Origin of the sequence: Rehaibacterium terrae (genome assembly GCF_014202935.1) — a bacterium.
GTDB classification, from domain to species: Bacteria; Pseudomonadota; Gammaproteobacteria; order Xanthomonadales; family Xanthomonadaceae; genus Rehaibacterium; species Rehaibacterium terrae.
This window is the reverse complement of sequence record NZ_JACHHX010000004.1, coordinates 158,242-181,652: the sequence shown is the minus strand read 5'-3', so window position 1 is coordinate 181,652 and position 23,411 is coordinate 158,242. Positions and strand designations below refer to the sequence as shown.

Genomic DNA, 23,411 nt, shown 5'->3' with positions numbered 1-23,411 from the left:
TGCGCGAGGGCCGGGCTTCCGCCCGGTCCGTACTCGCTCACGCGGCTTTTGCCGACGCGAGTTGGCGAAGCACGTAGTGCAGGATGCCGCCGTGGTGGGCGAGGCGGCGCGTTTGCGAACCACCGGTTCGCGCGCCGCCGAGCGCCCGAGCGCTGTGCGCGAGGGCCGGGCTTCCGCCCGGTCCGTACTCGCTCACGCGGCTTTTGCCGACGCGAGTTGGCGAAGCACGTAGTGCAGGATGCCGCCGTGGCGGAAGTATTCGATTTCCTTCGGCGTCAGCAGCAGCACTTTCACGCCGAACTCGATCCGCTTGCCATCCCCATCCCGCTCGGCAACGACCCGGGCCGTTTTCGCCGCACCGTCGTCCAGGCCTTCGATCGAGAACAGCTCGTCGCCCTTCAGGCCGAGGCTCTGCGCGTTCTCGCCCTCCATGAACTGCAACGGCAGCACGCCCATGCCGACCAGATTGGAGCGGTGGATGCGCTCGAAGCTCTCGGCGATCACCGCCTTCACGCCGAGCAGCATCGTGCCCTTGGCCGCCCAGTCGCGCGAGGAGCCGGTGCCGTATTCCTTGCCGGCGATGACGACCAGCGGCACGCCCTCGGCCTTGTACTTCATCGCCGCGTCGTAGATGGGCATTTCCTCGCGGGACGGGAAGTGCAGGGTATGGCCACCCTCCTTGCCGCCGAGCATCAGGTTGCGGATGCGGATGTTGGCGAAAGTGCCGCGCACCATCACCTCATGGTTGCCGCGCCGGCTGCCGTAGGAGTTGAAGTCGGCCGGCTGCACCCCGTGTTCGATCAGGTAGCGGCCCGCGGGCGAATCCTTCTTGATGTTGCCGGCCGGCGAGATGTGGTCGGTGGTGATCGAGTCGCCGAACAGGCCGAGCACCCGGGCCCCGTGGATGTCCTGGATGCGGCCGACCTGCATGGTCATGCCTTCGAAGTAGGGCGGGTGCTTGATGTAGGTGGAGCGCTCGTCCCAGGCATAGCTCTCGCCCTCAGGCGACTCGATGCGGTTCCAGTGGCTGTCGCCCTTGAACACGTCGGCGTAGTTCCTGGCGAACAGCTCGGGGCCGACGGTGCGGGCGATGGTGTCGCCGATTTCGCGATTGCTCGGCCAGATGTCCTTCAGATAGACCTCGTTGCCGTCCCGGTCCCTGCCGAGCGGTTCGCGGGTCAGGTCGATGTCGGAGGTGCCGGCGATGGCATAGGCGACCACCAGCGGCGGCGAGGCCAGGTAGTTCATCTTGACCTCGGGATGCACCCGCCCCTCGAAGTTGCGGTTGCCAGACAGGACCGAAGCGACCACCAGGTCGCCCTCGGCGATGGCGGCACTGACCGCCGGCGGCAAGGGGCCGGAATTGCCGATGCAGGTGGTGCAGCCGTAGCCGACCAGATGAAAGCCGAGCGCCTCCAGATCGTCCAGCACGCCAGCCTTGCGCAGGTAGTCGGTGACGACCAGCGAACCGGGGGCCAACGAGGTCTTGACCCACGGTTTGACGCGGAGCCCGCGCTCGACGGCATTGCGCGCGAGCAGGCCGGCGCCGAGCATCACGGCCGGGTTGGAGGTGTTGGTGCAGGAGGTGATCGCCGCGATCACCACCGCGCCGTCGCGCAGTTCGACCGTCTCGTCACCGAGCTGCAGTCGGGCCACGCCCTTGCCGTGCACGTTGCCGACCGCCGCGCCGCCACCGCCCTCGGCGATCAGCCGCGATTCCTCGCCGCCCTTGTTGTCGCGGGCGGCGGTGAGCGGGGCCAGATTCTCGCGGAAGTTCTGCTTGGCCCCGGACAGCAGCACGCGGTCCTGCGGCCGCTTCGGTCCGGCCAGGGAAGGTTGCACGTCGCCGAGGTCGAGCGTCAGCACCGCGCTGTAGTCGGCGACCCGGGAACTGCGCCACAGGCCCTGGGCCTTGGCGTAGGCCTCGACCAGCGCGATCTGTTCTTCGCTGCGACCGGACAGGCGCAGGTAGCCCAGCGCCTCGTCATCAATGGGGAAGATGCCGCAGGTGGCGCCGTATTCGGGCGCCATGTTGGCGATGGTGGCGCGGTCGGCCAGCGGCAGATGGTCGAGCCCGTCGCCGAAGAATTCGACGAACTTTCCGACCACGCCGTGCTGGCGCAGCATCTGGGTGACGGTAAGCACCAGGTCGGTGGCGGTGGCGCCCTCGGGCAGCCGGCCGGTGAGCCTGAAGCCGACCACCTGCGGGATCAGCATCGAGCTTGGCTGGCCCAGCATCGCGGCCTCGGCCTCGATGCCGCCGACGCCCCAGCCCAGCACGCCGAGGCCGTTGATCATCGTGGTGTGCGAGTCGGTGCCGAACACCGTGTCGGGGAAGGCCTGCAACTCGCCATCGACCTCGCGGGTCATCACCACGCGCGCCAGGTACTCGAGATTGACCTGGTGGACGATACCGGTGCGCGGCGGCACCACCCTGAAATTGTCGAAGGCCTTCTGGCCCCAGCGCAGGAAGCTGTAGCGCTCACGGTTGCGCTCGAACTCGATCCTGGCATTGAGGTCCAGCGCCTCCGGCTTGCCGAACACGTCGACCTGCACCGAGTGATCGATCACCAGTTCGGACGGGATCAGCGGATTGATCCGCTTGGGATCGCCGCCGAGCCGTTTCACCGCATCGCGCATCGCGGCCAGGTCGACCACGCAGGGCACGCCGGTGAAGTCCTGCAGCACCACCCGGGCCGGCATGAAAGCGATCTCGGTGTCCGGCTCCTTGTGTGCATCCCAGGTGGCGACCGCTTCGATGGACTCCCGGGTGACGCTGATCCCGTCCTCGTGGCGCAGCAGGTTCTCCAGCAGGATCTTCAGCGAATAGGGCAGGCGCTCGAGGTCGAAGCGTTTCCCCAGTTTGGCCAGACTGCGGATGGCGTAGGTCTTGCCGTTGACCTCCAGCGTGTCGCGGGTGGCGAAGGAATCGCTCATGGGGGGACTCTCCTTGGACTGGCGGCGGGCGCGGAGGCCCATTGTGGCGCGGATTTCGGTCAAACGTAGGTATGGGGGCTGGGGTATGAAAACAAAAGTATGCAATAATCATGCATACCGAAGCCCAGGGCCGCCCCCATGGAAGCCACCGTCGCCGAACGCGGTCAGATCACCCTGCCCAAGCCCGTGCGTGATGCGCTGGGCCTGACCAAAGGCACGATCCTCAAGGTGGAGCTGGAGGGCAGCCGCATCGTCCTGCGCAAGTCGGTGGACGATGCGGTGTCCCGCGCCCGCGGCCGTTTCAAGCTCGACGGTTTCGAATCCACCGACGAGGCCATGCGCGCCGTCCGCGGTCGAGCGCCCGGCGATCCGCTGAAGTCGTGACGGCGCCACCGTGATCGCCATCGACTCCCCCGTCCTGATCGACCTGCTGGCCGACGGCCCGCATGCCGATGCCACCGAGGCCTGCCTGCGCCAGTGCCTGAGCGCCGGGCCGGTGGTGGTCTGCGACGTGGCGCTGGCCGAAGTCTGCGCTGCGCTGCAGGACGGCGCCGAGGCGCTGGGAGTGCTGGAGGAGATGAGCATCCGCTTCAGTCCTCTGGAGGCCAAGTCGGCCTTGCGCGCCGGCGAGATGCAGCGGCGTTTCCGCCAGCGCGGGGGCGGGGCCAGGGCGGTGCCGGACTTCCTGATCGGCGCCCACGCGTTGCTGCAGTGCAACGGCCTGATCACCCGTGACGACGCGTTTTTCCGCAGCTATTTCAAGGGGCTCAAGCTGATCGTACCGTCGGCCTGAGTCCATTCCCCATTCCCCCAGGTACGCCCGTCCTTCCGGAGTTCTTGCAGATGCTCGCAGCCTATCGCCAACACGTCGCCGAACGCGCCGCCCTCGGCATCCCACCGCTGCCGCTCACCGCGCAGCAGACCGCCGAGGTCATCGAGCTGCTGAAGAATCCGCCGGCCGGCGAGGAGCAGTTCCTGCTCGACCTGATCACGAACCGTGTCCCGGCCGGCGTGGATGATGCCGCCAAGGTCAAGGCGTCGTACCTGGCCGCTGTCGCTTTCGGGACCGAAAGCTGCCCGCTCATCACGCGCGAACGCGCCACCGAACTGCTCGGCACCATGCTGGGCGGTTACAACATCCATCCGCTGGTCGAACTGCTCGACGACGCTGCGCTCGGTGCCATCGCCGCCAATGCGCTCAAGCACACCCTGCTGATGTTCGACGCCTTCCACGACGTCAAGGACAAGGCCGACAAGGGCAATGTCCACGCCCAGGCCGTGCTCCAGAGCTGGGCCGAGGCCGAATGGTTCACCAGCCGGCCGGAGGTGCCCGAGTCGCTGACCGTCACCGTGTTCAAGGTGCCGGGCGAGACCAATACCGACGACCTGTCGCCGGCGCCGGACGCCACCACCCGCCCGGACATTCCGCTGCACGCCCTGGCGATGCTCAAGAACAGGCGCGAGGGCGCGCCCTTCGAGCCGGAGGAGGACGGCAAGCGTGGCCCGATCCGGCTCATCCGGCAGCTGAAGGAGAAGGGGCATCCGGTCGCCTACGTCGGCGACGTGGTCGGCACCGGCTCCTCGCGCAAGTCGGCGACCAACAGCGTGCTGTGGTGGACCGGTGAGGACATCCCCTTCATCCCCAACAAGCGTTTCGGCGGCGTGTGCCTGGGCGGCAAGATCGCGCCGATCTTCTACAACACCATGGAAGACGCCGGCGCGCTGCCGATCGAGCTGGACGTGTCGCAGATGCAGATGGGCGACGTGATCGAGCTGCGGCCTTACGAGGGCAAGGCACTGAAGGACGGCAAGGTGATCGCCGAGTTCAAGCTCAAGTCCGAGGTGCTGCTGGACGAGGTCCGCGCCGGTGGCCGCATCCCGCTGATCATCGGCCGCGGCCTCACCGCCAAGGCGCGCGAGGCCCTGGGCCTGCCGCCGTCGACGCTGTTCCGCCTGCCGCAGAACCCGGTCGATACCGGCAAGGGCTACACGCTGGCGCAGAAGATGGTCGGCCGCGCCTGCGGGCTGCCGGAGGGCAAGGGCATCCGCCCGGGCACCTACTGCGAGCCGAAGATGACCTCGGTGGGTTCGCAGGACACCACCGGCCCGATGACCCGCGACGAGCTCAAGGACCTGGCCTGCCTCGGCTTCTCGGCCGACCTGGTGATGCAGAGCTTCTGCCACACCGCCGCGTATCCCAAGCCGGTGGACGTGAAGACCCACCACACCCTGCCGGAGTTCATTTCCACCCGTGGCGGCATCTCGCTGCGTCCGGGTGACGGCGTGATCCACTCCTGGCTCAACCGCATGCTGCTGCCCGACACCGTCGGCACCGGCGGCGATTCGCACACGCGCTTCCCCATCGGCATCTCGTTCCCCGCCGGCTCGGGTCTGGTCGCGTTCGCCGCCGCCACCGGCGTGATGCCGCTGGACATGCCCGAGTCGGTGCTGGTGCGCTTCAAGGGCAAGTTGCAGCCGGGCGTGACCCTGCGCGACCTGGTCAACGCGATCCCGTTGTACGCGATCAGGCAGGGCCTGCTGACCGTCGCCAAGCAGGGCAAGAAGAACATCTTCTCCGGCCGCATCCTGGAGATCGAGGGACTGCCGGACCTCAAGGTCGAGCAGGCCTTCGAGCTGTCCGACGCCTCCGCCGAGCGCTCGGCGGCCGGCTGCACCGTGCGCCTCAACAAGGAGCCGGTCATCGAGTACCTCAACAGCAACATCACGCTGCTCAAGTGGATGATCGCGCAGGGCTACAAGGACGCCCGCTCGCTGGCCCGCCGCATCGCCAAGATGGAGGAATGGCTGGCCAATCCGCAGCTGCTCGAACCCGATGCCGATGCCGAGTACGCCGCCGTGATCGAGATCGACATGGACGAGATCGTCGAGCCGATCGTCGCCTGTCCCAACGATCCGGACGATGTGAAGACGCTTTCCGAGGTCGCCGGCGCCAAGATCGACGAGGTCTTCATCGGTTCGTGCATGACCAACATCGGCCACTTCCGCGCCGCTGCCAAGCTGCTGGAAGGCAAGCGCGACATCCCGACCCGCCTGTGGGTCGCACCGCCGACCAAGATGGACGCCTCGGAGCTGACCAAGGAGGGCCACTACGGCACGTTCGGTACGGCGGGCGCGCGCATGGAGATGCCGGGCTGCTCGCTGTGCATGGGTAACCAGGCGCAGGCGCGCGAGGGCGCGACCGTGTTCTCGACCTCGACCCGCAACTTCCCCAACCGCCTGGGCCGCAATACCAGCGTGTACCTGGGCTCGGCGGAACTGGCGGCGATCTGCTCGCGCCTGGGCCGCATCCCGACCCGCGAGGAGTACCTGGCCGACGTGGGCGTGATCAATGCCAACGGCGACAGGATCTACCGTTACATGAACTTCGACCAGATCGAGGACTACAAGGCGGTGGCTGACACCGTGACGGTCTGATCCGCTCGGCAAACCACGAAAAACCCGGCCTCGCGCCGGGTTTTTCGTTCCTGATCCGGTACGGGAACGGCTCCTGCAGAAGGGATTCAGCGCAACAGCGAGCGCGCCGTCTCGGCCATGGCCCGGCGGCGCAGGAACAGATCCCAGTAGCTGCCGCCGACCTGACGCCACAGCACTGCCGCGCGCACCGCGGCCAGCAGTACGGCGCGGATCTCGGCCACCACGGTCGGCTCGCCGAGGTAGGTCGGGTTGCCCTGCACCAGTACCCGCGGGCGCACCTGGCTGATGGTGCTCGCGTACAGTTCGCCGAGGCGGCTGAGCACGGTCGGATGGGTCGGACCCCAATGGCTGCGCTGGCGGGCGATGTCGTCGATGCCGCGACCGATCGCCGCCATCAAGGCACGGTTGCGGCTGACCCGGCGCTCCAGATGCAGCACAGTGGCAGCCATGCGCGTGAGCGCGGGGTCGCGGCCGCTGCCCCCGTCGATCTGTTCGACCAGCAGGCGCAGGCCGGGCCAGAGGTTGGCGGTGCCGCCGTAGACGGCTTCGGTGCTGTCGGCGTCGATGCGGAACACACTCTCGATCACCGCTTCCAGCGGGCGCGACTCGGCTTCGCCGTTGTTGGCGATCTGGCGGACGATCTTCAGCGATTGCAGCAGGCCGGCGAGGGCGAGGACACGGTCTTTCATCGGGGACTGGGCAGGGCGTGGTTCAGGCGGCGCGCTCGCGGAGCTGGCGCTCCAGCGGGGCGTCGGTGGATTCGATCACGGCGCCGCCGAGGCATTCCTCGCCGGCATAGAGGACGACCGATTGGCCGGGCGTCACCGCGCGTTGCGGTGCGTCGAAACGGACCGCCAGCCGGCCGTCGTCGCCGACGCGCACGGTACACGGCTCGTCGGCCTGACGGTAGCGGGTCTTGGCGGTGCACTCGAAGCGGGTGGCGGGCGGGGCGCCGGCGACCCAGTGCGCCGGCTCGGACATCAGCGTGCTCGAGTGCAGCCAGGGGCTGTCGCTGCCCTGGTCGACGTAGAGCACGTTGGCCGCCACGTCCTTGCCCACCACGTACCAGGGCGCGGCCGGCCGCCCGCGCACGCCGCCGATCTGCAGGCCCTCGCGCTGGCCCAGGGTGTAGTAGAAGACGCCCTCGTGCTCGCCGACGCGCTGCCCCTCGACCGTGCGGATCTCGCCGCGCCGGGCCGGCAGGTACTGGGCCAGAAAACCGCGGAAGTCGCGCTCGCCGATGAAACAGATGCCGGTGGAGTCCTTCTTGGCATGGGTCGGCAGGGCGGCCTCGCGCGCCAGCCGGCGCACCTCGGCCTTGGGCAGGTGGCCGATCGGGAACTCGGTGGCGGCCAGTTGGGCCTGCCCGAGCTGGTGCAGGAAGTAGCTCTGGTCCTTGCCGGCATCCACCCCGCGCAGCAGCCGCCAGCGGCCGCCGTGGCGGTCGACGCGGGCGTAGTGCCCGGTGGCGATGCGTTCGGCGCCGAGTGCGCGGGCCTCGTCCAGGAAGGTCTTGAACTTGATCTCGCGGTTGCACAGCACGTCCGGGTTGGGCGTGCGGCCGGCACGGTATTCGGCCAGGAAGTGCTCGAACACGCCGGCCCAGTACTCCTTCGCGAAATTGCGGGAGAAAAAGGGGATGCCCAGTCGGCCGCAGACGGCGACCGCGTCACGGCGGTCGTCCTCGGCGCGGCAATCGCCCGAGCCGTCGTCCTCCCAGTTCTGCATGAACAGGCCGGCCACGTCGCGCCCGGCACGCACCAGCAGCAGGGCGGCCACGGACGAGTCCACGCCGCCGGAGACACCGACGATGATCCGGCCGCCGCTCATGCCAGTTGGGTGACCGTGTCCAGCGGCCGGCGCTGGCCGGCCAGGTAGTCGGCCACCACCCGCCAGACCAGCGGACTGCGGTGGCGGTCGGCACAGGCGTGCAGTTCGGCCGGGGTCAGCCAGAGCGGGCGCAGGATGCCGGCGTCGAGCGGGCGCCCCGGGTGGTGCGCGAGCGGCCGGGCCGCGAAGGCGAAGCGCAGGTAATGGCGGCCGCCGCTGCCGTCCGGCGCCACCGGGGCCTTCCACTGGTAGGCGCCGACGAAGGCGGTCAGCTCGACGTCCCAGCCGGTTTCTTCCAGCGTCTCGCGCAGGGCGGCATGTGCCAGCGACTCCTCCGGCTCCAGGTGGCCGGCGGGCTGGTTGATGACCCGCTCGCCGCGCACCTCCTCCTCGACCACCAGGAAGCGCCCCTCGTGCAGGACCAGGGTGGCGACCGTGACGTCGGGCTGCCAGAAGCCGTTGCTGTCGAGCTCGTTCGAATGCACGTCAGGATTCATCCTCGCTGCCGGTGAGCTCGCGCTCCGGCGCATCGGCAGTGTGCGCGGCGAACCCGATCGGGTCGATCGGCCGCTCGCCCGGAGCGTCGGCGTCGAGCCTGGCCACGAAGAGGCCGACACGGCCGCCATGCATGGCCTGGTTGCCGTGCTCCAGCCTCCGCCGGGCGGCACGACCGGGGGTACCCGGCCCCTCGGCCCGGCCGCCCGGCGGGAGGATCCCGCGGGGAGATGCAGTGGGTCCCGGGTCTCGACGGTCCAGCGCATGAAAACCACCCGACTGGACTCGCCGCCCAGCGTGCAGAGCGACCCCAAGTCGCGGCCGGGGTGGCCGGTGGCGTAGCACGGACCGGCGGCACCCAGGCGGGCGCGAACCGCCGGGGTGGCTTCGGGGCCCGCGCCGGCGGCCGGCGGCCGGGCCAGTGCGCGGGTCGGCCGCAACGGCCAGGAGCAGGCCCGTGACGACCCGGATTGCGTTATCTCTCATCAGGCGACGCTGCGTGCTGGGCGAACCGGGGGGATTCTGGGCCGAAAGGCGGTGCCGCGTCCATGACGGACGGCAGTCACGACGGTCTCACGGCGCGGTCTTATACTGTCGGCATGGCGAACGAGAAACATCCGGAACAGGAACACCAGCACGGTTTGGCGGTCGAAACCGCGAGGCCGGAGGTCATCCGCCCGCCGCTGTACCAGGTCGTGCTCCTCAACGACGACTACACCCCCATGGATTTCGTCGTCGAGGTGCTGCAGATCTTTTTCGGGATGAACCGCGAGAAAGCCACCCAGGTCATGCTTCACGTCCACACTCGAGGCAAGGGAGTGTGCGGCGTGTTCACCCGCGAGGTGGCCGAGACCAAGGTCACCCAGGTGAACGAATTCTCGCGACAGCACCAGCACCCGTTGCTGTGCACGATGGAAAAGGCGTAGACCGTCCCCATATCGGGTCCAACGTCCGGAGGCAGTCATGTTCAGCAAGGACCTCGAGTACACCATCGGCCAGTGCTACAAGCAGGCCCGCGAAGCCCGTCACGAGTTCATGACGGTCGAGCACTTGCTGCTGGCCCTGCTGGACAACCCGTCCGCCGCCGCCGTGCTGCGCGCCTGCGGCGCCGACGCCACGCGGCTGGCCAACGACCTCCGGCAGGTGATTGCCGAGACGGTACCGATGCTGTCCAGCGACGACTCGCGCGACACCCAGCCGACGCTGGGCTTCCAGCGCGTGCTGCAGCGCGCCGTCTACCACGTGCAGTCCTCCGGCAAGAAGGAGGTCACCGGCGCCAACGTGCTGGTGGCGATCTTCGGCGAGAAGGACTCTCATGCCGTCTATTTCCTGCACCAGCAGGAAATCACCCGGCTCGACGTGGTCAACTACATCTCGCACGGCGTCGCCAAGGTCGGCGACATGCCGACGCTCAAGCCGGAAACCGAGACTCCGCGCGACCCGGACAGCGAGGGTGGCGACGGCCGTGGCAATCCGCTGAGCGAATATGCCAGAAACCTCAACGAGCTGGCCCGGCAGGGCAAGATCGATCCGCTGATCGGCCGCGACGAGGAGATCGAGCGCACCATCCAGGTGCTGTGCCGCCGGCGCAAGAACAATCCGCTCTACGTCGGCGAGGCCGGCGTCGGCAAGACCGCGCTGGCCGAGGGGCTGGCCAAGCGCATCGTCGACGGCGAGGTGCCGGCGGTGCTGGAGGATGCGGTGATCTACGCGCTCGATCTGGGCGCCCTGGTGGCCGGCACCAAGTACCGCGGCGACTTCGAGAAGCGTCTGAAGGCGGTGATCGCGCAGCTGCGCAAGGAGCCAGGCGCGATCCTGTTCATCGACGAGATCCACACCATCATCGGAGCCGGCAGCGCATCGGGCGGCACCATGGACGCCTCCAACCTGATCAAGCCGGTGCTGGCGTCCGGCGAGCTGCGTTGCATCGGCTCGACCACCTTCCAGGAATACCGCGGCGTGTTCGAGAAAGACCGCGCACTGGCCCGCCGCTTCCAGAAGATCGACGTCGCCGAGCCTTCGGTCGCCGATGCGGTCGCCATCCTGGAGGGGCTCAAGAGCCGATTCGAGCAGCATCATTCGGTCGAGTACACGCCCGGCGCGCTGCGCGCGGCGGTGGACCTGTCGGTCAAGCACATCGGCGACCGCCTGCTGCCGGACAAGGCCATCGACGTCATCGACGAGGCCGGTGCCCGTCAGCGTCTGCTGCCAGAGGCCGAGCGCACGGGGGTGGTCGATGTGCCCGAGATCGAGTTCATCGTCGCGCGCATGGCACGCATTCCGCCCAAGCAGGTGTCGGCCTCCGACAAGGACGTGCTGCAGAACCTCGAACGCAACCTGAAGATGGTGATCTTCGGCCAGGATCCGGCGATCGAGACACTGACCTCGGCGATCAAGATGGCCCGCTCCGGCCTGGGCAATCCGGACAAGCCGATCGGCAACTTCCTGTTCGCCGGCCCCACCGGCGTCGGCAAGACCGAGGTCACCCGCCAGCTCGCGCTGCAGCTCGGCATCGAGCTGGTGCGCTTCGACATGTCCGAGTACATGGAGGCGCATTCGGTGAGCCGCCTGATCGGCGCACCGCCGGGCTACGTCGGCTTCGACCAGGGTGGCCTGCTGACCGAGAAGATCGTCAAGACGCCGCACTGCGTGCTGCTGCTGGACGAGATCGAGAAAGCCCACCCGGACGTCTACAACATCCTGTTGCAGATCATGGACCGCGGCACGTTGACCGACACCAACGGCCGCGAGGCGAACTTCCGCAACGTGATCCTGGTGATGACCACCAACGCCGGCGCAGCGCAGGCATCCCGGCGTACCATCGGCTTCGTCGAGCAGAACCACGCGCCGGACGCGATGGAGACGATCCGTCGCACCTTCACGCCGGAATTCCGCAATCGTCTGGACGCCATCGTGCAGTTCCAGTCGCTCGGCATGGAGCACGTGCTGCGCGTGGTGGACAAGTTCATCATCGAGCTGGAGACCCAGCTGCACGACAAGCACGTCACCCTGTCGGCCACGGCCGAGGCACGGCGCTGGCTGGCCGAGCACGGCTTCGACCCGCAGATGGGCGCGCGGCCGATGGCGCGGGTCATCCAGGAGAAGATCAAGCGGCCGTTGGCCGACGAACTGCTGTTCGGCAAGCTGGTCGGCGGTGGTCGCGTCAGCGTGGATGTGCGCGACGGCGAGCTGGTGGTGGAAAGCTTCCCCGAGCCAGAGCGCCTGCTGCCCGCAACCGTGTAGACGCGCCCGCTGCGGCATGGAGCGCGCGAACGAAAACGGCGGCCCGAGGCCGCCGTTTTGCGTTCCGATCCCGCCGTCACTTCATGCGGTAGGTGATGCGCCCCTTGGTGAGGTCGTAGGGTGTCATTTCCACCTTCACCTTGTCGCCGGTGAGGATGCGGATGTAGTTCTTGCGCATGCGCCCGGAGATGTGGGCGGTGATGACGTGGCCGTTCTCGAGCTTCACGCGGAACATGGTGTTCGGCAGCGCTTCGAGCACCACGCCCTCGAACTCGATGGTATCGTCCTTGGACATGCCTTCTCTGTGGTTGGCTGGCGGCTGGGCCGCGCGGGAAAGGCGGGCATTCTGCCACGCCAGCCGCCGGCGGGCAAAAGGGTGGGGCGGAGGGTGCCGGTTCGGATCCGTCACGATCCGCTGGCCGTCCCGGCCAGTACCGATACCGGCAGGACACCGACGCGGTCGCGCCATGGGGCGGGCTCCGCCGCTCCGGCGCAGAGCCGGTCGATCTCGGCCAGGAAGCGTGCGCGCGGCATGCGCTGCGCGCCCAGCGTCAGCAGATGCGGACTCTCGACCTGGGCGTCGATCAGCGGCCAGCCCCAGCCGTGGAGGAGGTGCGCCAGCCCGGCCAGCGCCGCCTTCGAGCCGCCCGATTCGGCGCTGAACATGCTCTCGCCGAAGAACATCCGGCCGATGGCGACGCCGTAAATGCCACCGACCAGCCGCTCGCCGTCGTACACCTCCACCGAATGAGCGTGACCGAGCCGATGCAGTGCGGCATAGGCCGCGCGCATCGCCGGCGTGATCCAGGTGCCGTGCTGGCCGCGACGCGGCGATGCGGCGCAGGCGGCGATCACGGCGTCGAACGCGGTGTCGGCGCGGATCTGCCAGCCGCTGCGGCGCAGCGTGCGGCGGAAGCGCGAGGACAGGCGCACGCCGTCGGTGCGGAACACCAGTCGCGGGTCCGGACTCCACCACAAGATCGGCTCGCCGGCCGAGTACCAGGGAAAGATGCCGTGCCGGTAAGCGTTGAGCAGTCGGCGAGGATGCAGGTCGCCCCCCATCGCCAGCAGCCCGTCCGGCTGCCGCAGCGCGCAAGCGGCCGGTGGGAAGGGCGCGTGCGGATCAGGCGACAGCAGCGGGATGCGCAGGGTCATCGCGGAACGGAGTGTGCTGCATCGCGGCGGCGAGGTAATCCCGTGTCGCCGCACGCTCCCGTCGGCACCAGCCGGCCAGCGCTTCGGCGAAGGCCGGATCGGGTACGAAGTGCCGGCTGCGGGTCAGGGTCGGCAGAAAGCCACGGGCGATCTTGTGCTCGCCCTGCGCGCCCGGCTCGAAGCATGACAGCCCTTCGCGCAGGCAGTACTCGATGCCCTGGTAGTAGCAGGTCTCGAAATGCAGGCCGGGCAGGTCGATGTCGCTGCCCCAGTAACGGCCATACAGGGTGTCGCCGCCGCGCAGGCACAGCGCGCCGGCCACGATGGCGCCGTGGCGCTCGGCGAGGATCAGCACCAGCGCATGCGGCATGGCCCGCGCCAGGTGGCGGAAGAACTCCAGCGTCAGGGCCGGGGAGTTGCCCTTTGCCATGAAGGTGCGGCAGTAGAAAGCGTGCATCGCGGCCAGGTCCGCTTCACTGGCCTGGTCGCCGTGGACGATGCGAAAGCCGATGCCGGCACGCGCCACTGCGGCGCGTTCGGCGCGGATGTTCTTGCGGCGTTTGTGGGTGAGCGCGGCGAGGAAGTCGTCGAAGTCGTGCCAGCGCGGCGCACCATCTCCAATCGGGCGACGCCAGTGGAACTGCACGTCCAGCCGTGCCAACCAATCTGCCGGGACATCGCGGTCTTCCGTTTCGGGCAGGAAATTGACATGCAGCGAGGACAGCCCGCGTCGGCGGGTTTCCTCCGCCATGGCCTCGCACAGCCGGCGTTGCGCATCGGCGTCGACGGCCAGCAGGCGCGGCCCGGTCACCGGGGTGTACGGCACCGCCACCAGCCATTTCGGGTAGTAGCCGATTCCGTGGCGATGCCAGGCATTGGCCCAGGCATGGTCGAACACGAATTCGCCGTGCGAGTTGCCCTTGAGATAGGCCGGCGCCGCGGCCAGCAGCCGGGCGCCGTCCCACAACGCCGCATGCCGCGGCGACCAGCCCCAGCGCGGGCGCAGGCAGCCGGTGGCCTCGAGCCCGTGCAGGAAGGCGTGCGAGACGAAGGGATTGCGCCCATCGTGCAGCGCATCCCACGCGGCGGCGGGAATCTCCTCGAGCGAAGCGTGGAGGCGAAGCGTGGCCATGCACCCATTGTAGAAGCGGCGTGAGCCGTCGATCGCGACTCCCGCCGTCAGCCTACGGTAGACGACCGCGCCGTTCCCGCAGGAGCGTCAGCCTTCGCTGTCGAGGAACCGCTCCGCATCCAGCGCCGCCATGCAGCCGAAGCCGGCCGAGGTGACCGCCTGCCGGTAGACCTGGTCGGCCACGTCGCCGGCGGCGAACACGCCCGCGACCGAGGTCTGGGTGGCCATGCCTTCCAGCCCGCTGCGGATCTTCAGGTAGCCGTTCTTCATCTCGAGCTGTCCCTCGAACAGGCTGGTATTCGGCGTGTGGCCGATGGCGACGAAGAAGCCCTGCACGGCGATCTCGCGGGTGCTGTCGTCCTTCGTCGAGCGGATGCGCATGCCGGTGACGCCACTGTCATCGCCGAGCACCTCGTCGACGGTGTGGTCCCAGATGATTTCGATCTTGCCGGTCTGGGCCTTGGCGAACAGCTTGTCCTGCATGATCTTCTCGGCGCGCAGCTTGTCGCGGCGATGCACCAGATAGACCTTGCGGGCGATGTTGGAGAGATACAGTGCCTCCTCGACCGCCGTATTGCCGCCGCCGATCACGGCCACGTCCTGGTCGCGGAAGAAGAACCCATCGCAGGTCGCACAGGCGGACACGCCCTTGCCCATGAATTTCCGCTCCGATTCCAGGCCCAGATACTTGGCGGTGGCGCCGGTGGCGATGATCAGCGCGTCGCAGGTGTATTCCCCGCTGTCACCCTTGAGGCGGAACGGGCGGCGCGACAGATCGGCGCTGTGGATGTGGTCGAAGACGATCTCGGTCTCGAAGCGCTCGGCGTGCGCCTGCATGCGCGCCATCAAGTCCGGGCCGAGCAGGCCATGCGGATCGCCCGGCCAGTTGTCCACCTCGGTGGTGGTCATCAGCTGACCGCCTTGCTGGATGCCGGTGACCAGCACTGGCTTGAGGTTGGCGCGCGCCGCGTAGATCGCCGCGGTGTAGCCGGCGGGGCCGGAGCCGAGGATCAGCAGGCGGGCGTGGCGGGGCGTGGTGGGGGAGGCGCTCATGTATAATCCTCGCCGCTCTCGCGGCCTGAAAATCGTTCGCGGCAGGCGACCGGAACACCACCGGGCGCCCCTTCAGGAAATCCGTAGGGATGCGACGCGATCGCGTCGCCCGGCGGAAGGATGGAGGCGACCGCGCAAGGATTCAAGCCGCGTCGGAGGGATGGCCGGCGCAATGCCGGCTTTGTGCTTTGTATCGAGGACAGTCCATGCGTATCGGTATCCCCCGCGAAACCAAAACCCTCGAAGGCCGCGTCGCGCTCGTGCCCGCCGCTGCCGGTGATCTCGTCCGCCGCGGCCACGAGGTCTGGATCGAAACCCAGGCCGGCGTGAAGAGTGGTTTCTCCGACGAGGCTTACGCCGCGCTCGGCGTGAAGATCGCGCCGGACGCCGCCGCCCTGTACGAGAAGGGCGAGCTGATCGTGAAGGTGAAGGAGCCCATCGCGGGCGACCTCGAGCACCTGCGCAAGGACCACCTGCTGTTCTGCTACCTGCATTTGGCTGCCGAACCGGCGCTGACCAGGAAGCTGCTCGACATCGGCCTGACCGGCGTCGCCTTCGAGACGGTCGAGCTGGACAACGGCGACCTGCCGCTGCTGGCACCGATGTCGATCATTGCCGGCCGCATCGCGGTGCAGGTCGGTACCCACCTGCTGCACATGCCGATGGGAGGCAAGGGCAAACTGCTCGGCGGCCTGCCCTCGACCGAGCGCGGCAAGGTGGTGGTGTTCGGCGCCGGCGCGGCCGGCGCCAACTCGGCCGAACTGGCCGCGTCGGGCGGCGCGAACGTCGTGGTGTTCGAAAAGCGCCAGGATCGCATGGCCCAGATGATGGCCATGGGCGCCAACATCACCGCCCTGTACCCGTACGAGGACGTGGTCGCGCGCGAGGTCGCCTCGGCCGACCTCGTGATCGGCGCGGTGCTGGTCACCGGCGCCAAGGCGCCGCACGTGGTCACCCGCGAGATGATCCGCGGCATGGCCCCGGGCAGCGTGCTGGTCGACATCTCGGTCGACCAGGGCGGCTGTTTCGAGACCACCCGCCCGACCACCTGGGCCGACCCCACCTATCTGGAAGAGGGCGTCACCCATTTTGCCGTCACCAACATGCCCGGCGCGGTGCCGCAGACCTCCTCGCAGGCGATCTGCGCGGCGATCCTGCCCTGGGTGCAGAAGCTGGCCAGTGGCGACTGGCGCGACAACCCGGCGCTGGTGCGGGGTATCAACGTCGAGGGCGGCAAGCTGGTCCATCCGGCGCTGCAGGGCATGGCGCTCTGAGCGTCACGCCTTTCCCGGCGGGAGTGGCCTGAGCCGCAACGTGGGCCATGCAGGCGCCCGACCGCGGCCCGCGTGCCGCCCCGCCGGCATATGGCAGCGCTACTCATCCATCCGGTCGTGCCGTATATTCAACGACTAACCGGTAATTCCTGAGGCCGATTCTCACGGTGGCTCGCAGCGCGGCAGACCGGATCAAGAACCAGGGCCGGGGTGGGCACCGCCTCGGCCTATGGCGCGAGCTTGCCCTGGTGGCGATCGCGCCGCTGGTGCTGTACCTGCTGGCCAGCCTGTTCAGCTACAGCCCGGAGGATCCGGGCTGGTCGCGTTCTGGCAGCGTCACCGGCGAGCTGCACAATTTCGGCGGCGCCACCGGCGCGTGGCTGGCCGACCTGGCTTTCTATCTCTTCGGCTATGCCGCCTACGCCCTGCCGGTCGTGCTGGCGGCGATCGCCTGGGTGGCGCTGTACGGCCGAGACGATGCGACCGACGCCGGGCTGACACCGGCGCTGCGCCTGATCGGTCTGGTCGGCTTCGTGGTCGCCGCCTCCGGCCTGCTCTGGCTGCAGTGGGGCGGGGCTCCTTCGCTGCCGGCCGATGCCGGCGGCATCCTCGGCCAGAGTGTCGGCAACTCGCTGCTCAAGGCCTTCGGCCCGCTCGGCGGCAACCTGTTCCTGCTGACCCTGTTCCTGGTCGCAATCACGCTGGCCACCGGCCTGTCCTGGCTGGCGCTGATGGACCGGATCGGACAGGGCGTGCTGGCGCTGGCGAGACTGGTCGGTGAGCGCGTGCGCGAGGCCCAGGACTGGCGTGCCGCGCGCGCCGCGCGCGAGGAGCGCGGCGAGGTACGCAAGATCGAGGCCGTGCGCCGCGCCCGTCGCGAGCCGGTCAGGATCGAGCCGCCGCCGGCGCCGGTGATCGAGAAGAGCGAGCGCGCCAAGCGTGAACAGCAGATCCCGCTGTTCAACATCGACCCCGAGGGCGGTCTGCCGCCACTGGCTCTGCTCGACGATCCCAAGCCGCAGCCCAAGGGCTACTCCGAGGAGACGCTGGAGGCACTGTCGCGGCAGATCGAGTTCAAGCTCCGCGATTTCCGCATCGAGGCGCAGGTGGTCGGCGCCTATCCGGGACCGGTGATCACCCGCTTCGAGCTCGAACCTGCACCGGGCGTGAAGGGCAGCCAGATCAGCTCGCTGGACAAGGACATCGCCCGCGGCCTGAGCGTGAAGTCGGTACGTGTGGTCGACGTGATCCCCGGCAAGTCGGTGATCGGCATGGAGATCCCGAACGTCCACCGGGAGATGATCTATCTCTCCGAGATCCTGCGCTCCAAGGAATACGACAAGGCCGCCAGCCCGCTGACACTGGCGTTGGGCAAGGACATCGCCGGCCGGCCGACCGTGGCCGACCTGGCGCGCATGCCGCACCTGCTGGTGGCCGGCACCACCGGCTCGGGCAAGTCGGTGGCCGTCAACGCCATGGTGCTGAGCCTGCTGTACAAGGCCACCGCCAAGGAAGTGCGGATGCTGATGATCGACCCGAAGATGCTGGAGCTGTCGGTCTACCAGGGCATCCCGCACCTGATCGCGCCGGTCGTCACCGACATGAAGGAGGCCGCCAACGGCCTGCGCTGGTGCGTGGCCGAGATGGAGCGCCGCTACAAGCTGATGGCCGCGGTCGGCGTGCGCAACCTGTCGGGCTTCAACAAGAAGGTGCGCGAGGCCGAGGACGCCGGCCAGCCGCTGATGGACCCGCTGTTCCGGCCCAACCCGGAGCTGGGCGAGGCACCGCGCCCGCTCGAACCGCTGCCCTACATCGTCGTGTTCATCGACGAATTCGCCGACATGATGATGATCGTCGGCAAGAAGGTCGAAGAACTCATTGCCCGCCTGGCGCAGAAGGCCCGCGCTGCCGGCATCCACCTGATCCTCGCCACCCAGCGGCCGTCGGTGGACGTCATCACCGGCCTGATCAAGGCCAACATCCCGACCCGCATCGCCTTCCAGGTGTCGAGCAAGATCGACTCGCGCACCATCCTCGACCAGTCCGGTGCCGAAACCCTGCTCGGCCACGGCGACATGCTCTACCTGCCGCCCGGCACCGCCATGCCCGAGCGCGTCCACGGCGCCTTCGTCAGCGACGAGGAGGTGCACCGCGTGGTCGAGCACCTCAAGTCGCATGGCGGCGGCCCGGACTACCTCGAAGGCGTGCTGGAAGACACTCAGACGATGGGGGAGGGCATCGCCGTGGGGCCGACCGGGCTGCCCGAACCGATGATCGGCGGCGACGAGTCCGACCCGCTCTACGACGAGGCGGTGAAGATCGTCACCGAAACCCGTCGCGCCTCGATCTCGGGCGTGCAGCGCCGCCTCAAGATCGGCTACAACCGTGCCGCCCGGCTGATCGAGGCCATGGAGCAGGCCGGGATTGTCTCGCCACCGGAGCACAATGGCGACCGCACGGTGATCGCGCCGCCGCCTCCGCGGGATTGATTACCGGGACGGACGCCCGCATCTGAACGGTACCCAGGCGACCGTGCCTTTCCTGTCCGACGTAACCATGCTCGCCACCGACCTGCGCCGCCTGACGCTCCCCGAGCCGCCACCCTCGCTCGACCCCGCCGCCCGCGATGCCGCCCGCGCGCGTTTCGTGCGCCGTCTGCGCGAGGAGAATGCGGTTCTCGTCGCGCACTACTACACCGACCCCGAAATCCAGCAGCTCGCCGACGAGACCGGTGGCTGCGTCGCCGACTCGCTGGAGATGGCGCGCTTCGGCAAACAGCACCCGGCCACCACCCTGGTCGTCGCCGGGGTGCGCTTCATGGGCGAGACCGCCAAGATCCTCAGCCCGGACAAGCGCGTGCTGATGCCGAGCACCGAGGCCACCTGCTCGCTCGACCTGAGCTGTCCGCCAGACCAGTTCGCCGCTTTCTGCGACGCCCACCCGGATCGCACCGTGGTCGTCTATGCCAACACCTCGGCAGCGGTGAAGGCGCGTGCCGACTGGGTCGTCACCTCGTCGATCGCGGTGGATGTGGTCGCCCATCTGCACGCCCGCGGCGAGAAGATCCTGTGGGCGCCCGACCGCCACCTCGGCCGTTACGTGCGCGAACGCACCGGCGCCGACATGGTCGCCTGGGAGGGCGCCTGCATCGTCCACGACGAGTTCCGCCACCGCGCGCTGGCGATGCTCAAGGCGAGCTTCCCGGACGCCGCCATCCTGGTGCATCCCGAGTCGCCGGAGGACGTCGTCGCCATGGCCGATGTGGTCGGCTCCACTTCGCAACTGATCCGTGCCTGCGTCGAACTGCCGCACCCGCGGGTGATCGTCGCCACCGACCGCGGCATCTTCCACAAGATGAAGCAGGCCGCACCGCACAAGGATCTGATCATCGCCCCCACCGGCGGCGACAGCGCCACCTGTCGTGCCTGCGCCACCTGCCCGTGGATGAAACTCAACGCGTTGGGCGCGTTGGCCGAGGTATTCGACAGCCCGGCCAATGAGATTCATGTGCCTGCCGACGTTTCGCGACGCGCCCTGCGCTCGCTCGACCGGATGCTGGCGTTTTCCGCCGGACGCGCCCCGGTGCGCAACGCCGCCGCCTGCGAAACCGCGCTGAACTGACCATGGCTGGACACGGCCGTTTTTCCGGCCGCGTTCAGCCGCCGCCGCCGACACTGCTTGCACGATCTTTCCCCAGGCCCCAAGCCATGACCGCGATCCTCCGCCTGCTCGCCGCTGCCGCCGCGCTCCTCGCGCCGCCCGTCCTGGCCGCCGATGCCGCTGCCCGATTCGATGCCTTCACCAGCGGGTTGCAGGGCCTGGACGGCCGCTTCGTGCAGCGCGTGTTCGACGCCAACGGCCAGCTCAACGAAGTGTCCAGCGGCCGCGTCGCGCTCAAGGCGCCGCGCCAGTTCCGCTGGGAATACGAGCGCCCATACCCGCAACTGATCGTCGCCGACGGCGACCACGTCTGGATCTTCGATCCGGACCTCGAGCAGGTCACCGTCCGCAACCAGAGCCATGAGGAGCAGGGCAGCCCACTGGCCGCGCTGATCGATCCGGGCGAACTGCATCGCCAGTTCGACATCGCCGAGGGCGGCGAAAAAGACGGCCTGGACTGGCTGGTGCTGACGCCGAAGAAAGCCGAGGACGCCCAGTTCGCTTCCGCCCGGCTCGGCTTCGACAGCGACGGCCTCAAGCGCATGTCGCTGGAGGATGCGCTCGGCCAGCGCACCGAGGTCGTGTTCGAGCAGTGGCGTCGCAACCCGGATTTCGCCGCCGGCCACTTCCGCTTCGTCCCGCCGGCCGGCGTGGATGTGATCGGCGAGGTGGGCGAGGGGGCACAGGCGTTTCCCATCGAGGATTGATCGATCCTGGAGTCGGGAGTCGGCAACCTCCCGATTTCCAGAACACCGCTAGAATGCAGTGGTGCGCAAGTCCAAAGCCGCCGCCGCTCAAGCGCTGTTCCAGCCTCCTGCCGGTCTCAAGCCGCTTGCCGAGCGGATGCGTCCGCGTGATCTCGACGAGATGGTCGGCCAGCGTCGCCTGCTGGGGAAGGGCAGTGCACTGCGCCGTGCGATCGAGTCCGGCCACGTCCACTCGATGATCCTGTGGGGGCCGCCCGGCTGTGGCAAGACCACGCTCGCCCTGCTGCTCGCGCGTTACGCCAAGGCCGAATTCCGCGCCATCTCCGCCGTATTGTCCGGGCTCGCCGATGTGCGTCAGGTGCTGGCCGAGGCCGAGGAGCGCTTCGTCGCCGGCCAGCGCACGGTGCTGTTCGTCGACGAGGTGCACCGTTTCAACAAGGCCCAGCAGGACGCCTTCCTGCCGCACATCGAGCTAGGCCGCATCCTGTTCGTCGGCGCCACCACCGAAAACCCCAGCTTCGAGCTGAACTCGGCGCTGCTCTCGCGATGCCGCGTACACGTGATGGAGGCGGTGTCGGTCGACGATATCATCGATGCATTGCAGCGCGCGCTGGCCGACAAGGAGCGCGGCCTCGGCGGACGCGGCCTGCAGGCCGCCGACGAACAACTGCGCCTGATCGCGCAGGCCGCCGATGGCGACGTGCGGCGCGGCCTGACCCTGCTCGAGATCGCCGCCGAACTGGCCGAAGGCGAGGGCGGTGCGATCACCGATGCCACCCTGGCGCAGGTGCTGGCCGACCGCACCCGTCGCTTCGACAAGGGTGGCGAGCAGTTCTACGACCAGATTTCGGCGCTGCACAAGTCGGTGCGCAGCTCCAACCCCGACGCCGCGCTGTACTGGCTGTGCCGGATGCTCGACGGCGGCTGCGATCCGCACTACCTCGCGCGCCGGCTGACCCGCATGGCGGTCGAGGACATCGGCCTCGCCGACCCGCGCGCCCTGCAGATGGCGACCCAGGCCTGGGACGCCTACGACCGCCTCGGCAGCCCGGAGGGCGAACTGGCGCTGGCGCAGCTGACGATCTACCTGGCCAGCACCGCCAAGAGCAACGCCGCCTACGTCGCCTACCACACCGCCCGCGCCGAGGTGCGCGAAACCGGCACGCTGGAGGTGCCGATGCACCTGCGCAATGCGCCGACGAGACTGATGAGGCAGCTCGGCTACGGGCAGGGCTACCAGTACGATCACGAGGTCGAGGGTGGGGTGGCCCTCGACCAGTCCTGTTTCCCCGAGGTCATGGGCGAACGGATCTACTACCGGCCTGTCTCGCGCGGCCTGGAAATCCGCCTCAAGGAAAAACTGGACAGACTGCGTGCCGCGCGCAATTCTGCTAAAAAGCCGTAGAAGTCATTCGTAAACATATGAAAAATAACCCACATTTCGATAAGCGATGCTGACCTCATGGTGGTCACAGCTGGCAGTGGTCATGGCCGGTGGTGCGATCGGCGCCGCCGGCCGCTTCTGGCTGGGCGGCCTGTTGCTGCGTCATCTGGGCAACGGCTTCCCCTGGGGCACACTGGCCGTCAATCTGGCTGGTAGCTTCTTCGCCGGCTTCCTTGCGACGTGGCTCGAAGGTCGCGGTCCACAAGCACTGTACTGGCGCGCTTTTCTGATTGTCGGCGTGCTCGGCGCGCTGACCACATACTCGGCCTTGATGATCGAATGCCTGCTCTACAGCCGCTCGCAGCGCACCGGGCTGATGCTGATCTACCTGGCGGTGACATTGGCGGGCGGCCTGACCCTGGTCTGGCTCGGGGCCCGGCTCGGGCACTGGACCACGGCGGACTGAGTCGGCGATCGGCCGTGCGAGGCCGCGCGCCGGGCGGCACGGAAGCGATCGGCGGCCACGTAGTGGACGCGCGGGCGCTGGGCGCGGGTGCCGGCGCGAGCTCCTGCATTTCGCATAATGTATATTATGTCAAATTGACATTGCCCCCGGGGTAGCCCCGAAACTTCCCTTGCCTGTGGTGGTCTTCCCGTGCCCGCCGCCCTGTCCCTCGGGCCAACGCAAGGATCCGGACGCTTGTTCTTTCGTCTGCTGCTCGCGCTGTCGCTGCTGTTCAATGGTTGGCCGATGGCCATGCCGACGCTGCATGCCGCGCCGCATGCGGATGGGGCGGGCGTGAGCCCGCCGCTGATCAGGCCCTGTCACGCGCAAGCCGACCAATCACGCCCGGCCGATGCCGTAATGGCCGAGGCGACCCAGGCCGATACAGGCGGGCCTGTCTCTGACGGTTGTTGCAGTGTGGGCGGCTGCGCTTGCCCCTGCATGCACTCCAGCGCGGTGCCGCCCGCGGCGATGCGTGCGCTCCCACCGCAAAGGCCGGCCATGACCTGCGCCACGATGGGCCGGACGTCCGGCAGCTGGCGCGAGATGCCGGCGATCCGCCCGCCGATCGCCTGAGCCGTGCGGGCGCCGCCGGGCGCCG

At 68.5% G+C, this 23,411-nt stretch carries 21 protein-coding genes; 12 read left to right on the top strand and 9 right to left on the bottom strand.

Translation table 11 applies throughout. The features are described 5' to 3' along the window. Positions 1 to 192 precede the first annotated feature (192 nt). A complete protein-coding gene (gene acnA / locus HNQ58_RS04350) occupies positions 193 to 2,937 on the bottom strand; it encodes an aconitate hydratase AcnA (RefSeq protein ID WP_183947561.1) in 2,745 nt (914 codons plus the stop codon). A gap of 138 nt (positions 2,938 to 3,075) precedes the next feature. Here acnA and HNQ58_RS04345 point away from each other — a divergent pair, with 138 nt between their 5' ends. From HNQ58_RS04345 to acnB, 3 genes are read left to right on the top strand one after another with little or no spacing between them, the layout of a single operon-like run. Next, positions 3,076 to 3,321, top strand: a complete 246-nt coding sequence (locus HNQ58_RS04345; protein WP_183947560.1) for an AbrB/MazE/SpoVT family DNA-binding domain-containing protein — start codon at positions 3,076 to 3,078, stop codon at positions 3,319 to 3,321. Positions 3,322 to 3,331: 10 nt separating this feature from the next. Beyond that, a complete protein-coding gene (locus HNQ58_RS04340; RefSeq protein ID WP_183947559.1) occupies positions 3,332 to 3,730 on the top strand; it encodes a PIN domain-containing protein in 399 nt (132 codons plus the stop codon). 50 nt (positions 3,731 to 3,780) lie between these two features. Further along, positions 3,781 to 6,372 (top strand): bifunctional aconitate hydratase 2/2-methylisocitrate dehydratase, encoded by a 2,592-nt coding sequence (gene acnB / locus HNQ58_RS04335; protein WP_183947558.1) that lies wholly within the window; start codon positions 3,781 to 3,783, stop codon positions 6,370 to 6,372. Between the two features lie 86 nt (positions 6,373 to 6,458). Here the strand turns inward: acnB and hflD are convergent, their stop codons facing one another. Genes hflD through HNQ58_RS04315 form a run of 4 tightly spaced genes read right to left on the bottom strand, consistent with a single transcriptional unit; the run spans position 6,459 to position 8,832 of the window. Next, positions 6,459 to 7,061: a high frequency lysogenization protein HflD gene (hflD, locus tag HNQ58_RS04330; protein WP_183947557.1), complete on the bottom strand. Its 603-nt coding sequence runs from the start codon at positions 7,059 to 7,061 to the stop codon at positions 6,459 to 6,461. 22 nt (positions 7,062 to 7,083) lie between these two features. Next, positions 7,084 to 8,202, bottom strand: a complete 1,119-nt coding sequence (mnmA, locus tag HNQ58_RS04325; protein ID WP_183947556.1) for a tRNA 2-thiouridine(34) synthase MnmA — start codon at positions 8,200 to 8,202, stop codon at positions 7,084 to 7,086. Next, positions 8,199 to 8,687, bottom strand: coding sequence for an NUDIX hydrolase (locus HNQ58_RS04320; RefSeq protein WP_343057178.1), 489 nt, complete (start codon positions 8,685 to 8,687; stop codon positions 8,199 to 8,201). The genes mnmA and HNQ58_RS04320 overlap by 4 nt, the downstream gene beginning before the upstream one ends. A 1-nt stretch (position 8,688) precedes the next feature. Further along, positions 8,689 to 8,832 (bottom strand): hypothetical protein, encoded by a 144-nt coding sequence (locus tag HNQ58_RS04315; RefSeq protein WP_183947554.1) that lies wholly within the window; start codon positions 8,830 to 8,832, stop codon positions 8,689 to 8,691. A 464-nt stretch (positions 8,833 to 9,296) separates the two neighbouring features. On the opposite strand from HNQ58_RS04315, the gene clpS reads away from it, so the two are divergent. Next, positions 9,297 to 9,623: an ATP-dependent Clp protease adapter ClpS gene (clpS, locus tag HNQ58_RS04310; RefSeq protein WP_183947553.1), complete on the top strand. Its 327-nt coding sequence runs from the start codon at positions 9,297 to 9,299 to the stop codon at positions 9,621 to 9,623. A 37-nt stretch (positions 9,624 to 9,660) separates the two neighbouring features. Continuing rightward, positions 9,661 to 11,940: an ATP-dependent Clp protease ATP-binding subunit ClpA gene (gene clpA, locus HNQ58_RS04305; RefSeq protein ID WP_183947552.1), complete on the top strand. Its 2,280-nt coding sequence runs from the start codon at positions 9,661 to 9,663 to the stop codon at positions 11,938 to 11,940. 76 nt (positions 11,941 to 12,016) lie between these two features. Here the strand turns inward: clpA and infA are convergent, their stop codons facing one another. The 4 genes from infA to trxB form a co-directional block, all read right to left on the bottom strand. Continuing rightward, positions 12,017 to 12,235, bottom strand: coding sequence for a translation initiation factor IF-1 (gene infA, locus HNQ58_RS04300; RefSeq protein ID WP_183947551.1), 219 nt, complete (start codon positions 12,233 to 12,235; stop codon positions 12,017 to 12,019). A gap of 110 nt (positions 12,236 to 12,345) precedes the next feature. Next, positions 12,346 to 13,095 (bottom strand): leucyl/phenylalanyl-tRNA--protein transferase, encoded by a 750-nt coding sequence (gene aat, locus HNQ58_RS04295; protein WP_183947550.1) that lies wholly within the window; start codon positions 13,093 to 13,095, stop codon positions 12,346 to 12,348. Further along, on the bottom strand, positions 13,064 to 14,227 hold the full coding sequence (locus HNQ58_RS04290; protein WP_183947549.1) for a GNAT family N-acetyltransferase: 1,164 nt from the start codon (positions 14,225 to 14,227) through the stop codon (positions 13,064 to 13,066). Before HNQ58_RS04290 ends, aat begins: the two co-directional genes overlap by 32 nt. Before the next feature lie 87 nt (positions 14,228 to 14,314). Beyond that, on the bottom strand, positions 14,315 to 15,280 hold the full coding sequence (gene trxB / locus HNQ58_RS04285; protein WP_183947548.1) for a thioredoxin-disulfide reductase: 966 nt from the start codon (positions 15,278 to 15,280) through the stop codon (positions 14,315 to 14,317). 206 nt (positions 15,281 to 15,486) lie between these two features. Here trxB and ald point away from each other — a divergent pair, with 206 nt between their 5' ends. From ald to HNQ58_RS04250, 7 genes are all read left to right on the top strand, one after another. Further along, positions 15,487 to 16,554 carry an alanine dehydrogenase gene (ald, locus tag HNQ58_RS04280; protein ID WP_183947547.1) on the top strand — a complete coding sequence of 356 codons (1,068 nt, stop codon included), beginning with the start codon at positions 15,487 to 15,489 and terminating at the stop codon, positions 16,552 to 16,554. Positions 16,555 to 16,712: 158 nt separating this feature from the next. Then, the gene (locus tag HNQ58_RS04275; RefSeq protein ID WP_425504148.1) at positions 16,713 to 19,043 is read left to right on the top strand and encodes a DNA translocase FtsK; all 2,331 of its coding nucleotides are present in this window, start codon (positions 16,713 to 16,715) and stop codon (positions 19,041 to 19,043) included. 67 nt (positions 19,044 to 19,110) lie between these two features. Further along, positions 19,111 to 20,175: a quinolinate synthase NadA gene (gene nadA / locus HNQ58_RS04270; protein ID WP_183947545.1), complete on the top strand. Its 1,065-nt coding sequence runs from the start codon at positions 19,111 to 19,113 to the stop codon at positions 20,173 to 20,175. Between the two features lie 86 nt (positions 20,176 to 20,261). After that, the gene (gene lolA, locus HNQ58_RS04265) at positions 20,262 to 20,921 is read left to right on the top strand and encodes an outer membrane lipoprotein periplasmic chaperone LolA (protein ID WP_183947544.1); all 660 of its coding nucleotides are present in this window, start codon (positions 20,262 to 20,264) and stop codon (positions 20,919 to 20,921) included. 136 nt (positions 20,922 to 21,057) lie between these two features. Next, positions 21,058 to 22,326 (top strand): replication-associated recombination protein A, encoded by a 1,269-nt coding sequence (locus HNQ58_RS04260; RefSeq protein ID WP_183947603.1) that lies wholly within the window; start codon positions 21,058 to 21,060, stop codon positions 22,324 to 22,326. A gap of 46 nt (positions 22,327 to 22,372) precedes the next feature. Further along, positions 22,373 to 22,771 carry a fluoride efflux transporter CrcB gene (crcB, locus tag HNQ58_RS04255; protein ID WP_183947543.1) on the top strand — a complete coding sequence of 133 codons (399 nt, stop codon included), beginning with the start codon at positions 22,373 to 22,375 and terminating at the stop codon, positions 22,769 to 22,771. A gap of 234 nt (positions 22,772 to 23,005) precedes the next feature. After that, entirely contained in the window at positions 23,006 to 23,386 is a 381-nt protein-coding gene (locus tag HNQ58_RS04250) for a CopL family metal-binding regulatory protein (protein ID WP_183947542.1), read from the top strand. Positions 23,387 to 23,411 lie beyond the last annotated feature (25 nt).

Coding starts and splice junctions, on each gene's coding strand:
- ald (WP_183947547.1), top strand. CDS start 15,487: ATGCGTATCGGTATCCCCCGCGAAACCAAAACCCTCGAAGGCCGCGTC.
- acnA (WP_183947561.1), bottom strand. CDS start 2,937: ATGAGCGATTCCTTCGCCACCCGCGACACGCTGGAGGTCAACGGCAAG.
- acnB (WP_183947558.1), top strand. CDS start 3,781: ATGCTCGCAGCCTATCGCCAACACGTCGCCGAACGCGCCGCCCTCGGC.
- HNQ58_RS04315 (WP_183947554.1), bottom strand. CDS start 8,832: ATGCATGGCGGCCGTGTCGGCCTCTTCGTGGCCAGGCTCGACGCCGAC.
- HNQ58_RS04345 (WP_183947560.1), top strand. CDS start 3,076: ATGGAAGCCACCGTCGCCGAACGCGGTCAGATCACCCTGCCCAAGCCC.
- hflD (WP_183947557.1), bottom strand. CDS start 7,061: ATGAAAGACCGTGTCCTCGCCCTCGCCGGCCTGCTGCAATCGCTGAAG.
- clpS (WP_183947553.1), top strand. CDS start 9,297: ATGGCGAACGAGAAACATCCGGAACAGGAACACCAGCACGGTTTGGCG.
- crcB (WP_183947543.1), top strand. CDS start 22,373: ATGCTGACCTCATGGTGGTCACAGCTGGCAGTGGTCATGGCCGGTGGT.
- nadA (WP_183947545.1), top strand. CDS start 19,111: ATGCTCGCCACCGACCTGCGCCGCCTGACGCTCCCCGAGCCGCCACCC.
- HNQ58_RS04260 (WP_183947603.1), top strand. CDS start 21,058: ATGCGTCCGCGTGATCTCGACGAGATGGTCGGCCAGCGTCGCCTGCTG.
- HNQ58_RS04290 (WP_183947549.1), bottom strand. CDS start 14,227: ATGGCCACGCTTCGCCTCCACGCTTCGCTCGAGGAGATTCCCGCCGCC.
- mnmA (WP_183947556.1), bottom strand. CDS start 8,202: ATGAGCGGCGGCCGGATCATCGTCGGTGTCTCCGGCGGCGTGGACTCG.
- lolA (WP_183947544.1), top strand. CDS start 20,262: ATGACCGCGATCCTCCGCCTGCTCGCCGCTGCCGCCGCGCTCCTCGCG.
- clpA (WP_183947552.1), top strand. CDS start 9,661: ATGTTCAGCAAGGACCTCGAGTACACCATCGGCCAGTGCTACAAGCAG.
- trxB (WP_183947548.1), bottom strand. CDS start 15,280: ATGAGCGCCTCCCCCACCACGCCCCGCCACGCCCGCCTGCTGATCCTC.
- aat (WP_183947550.1), bottom strand. CDS start 13,095: ATGACCCTGCGCATCCCGCTGCTGTCGCCTGATCCGCACGCGCCCTTC.
- infA (WP_183947551.1), bottom strand. CDS start 12,235: ATGTCCAAGGACGATACCATCGAGTTCGAGGGCGTGGTGCTCGAAGCG.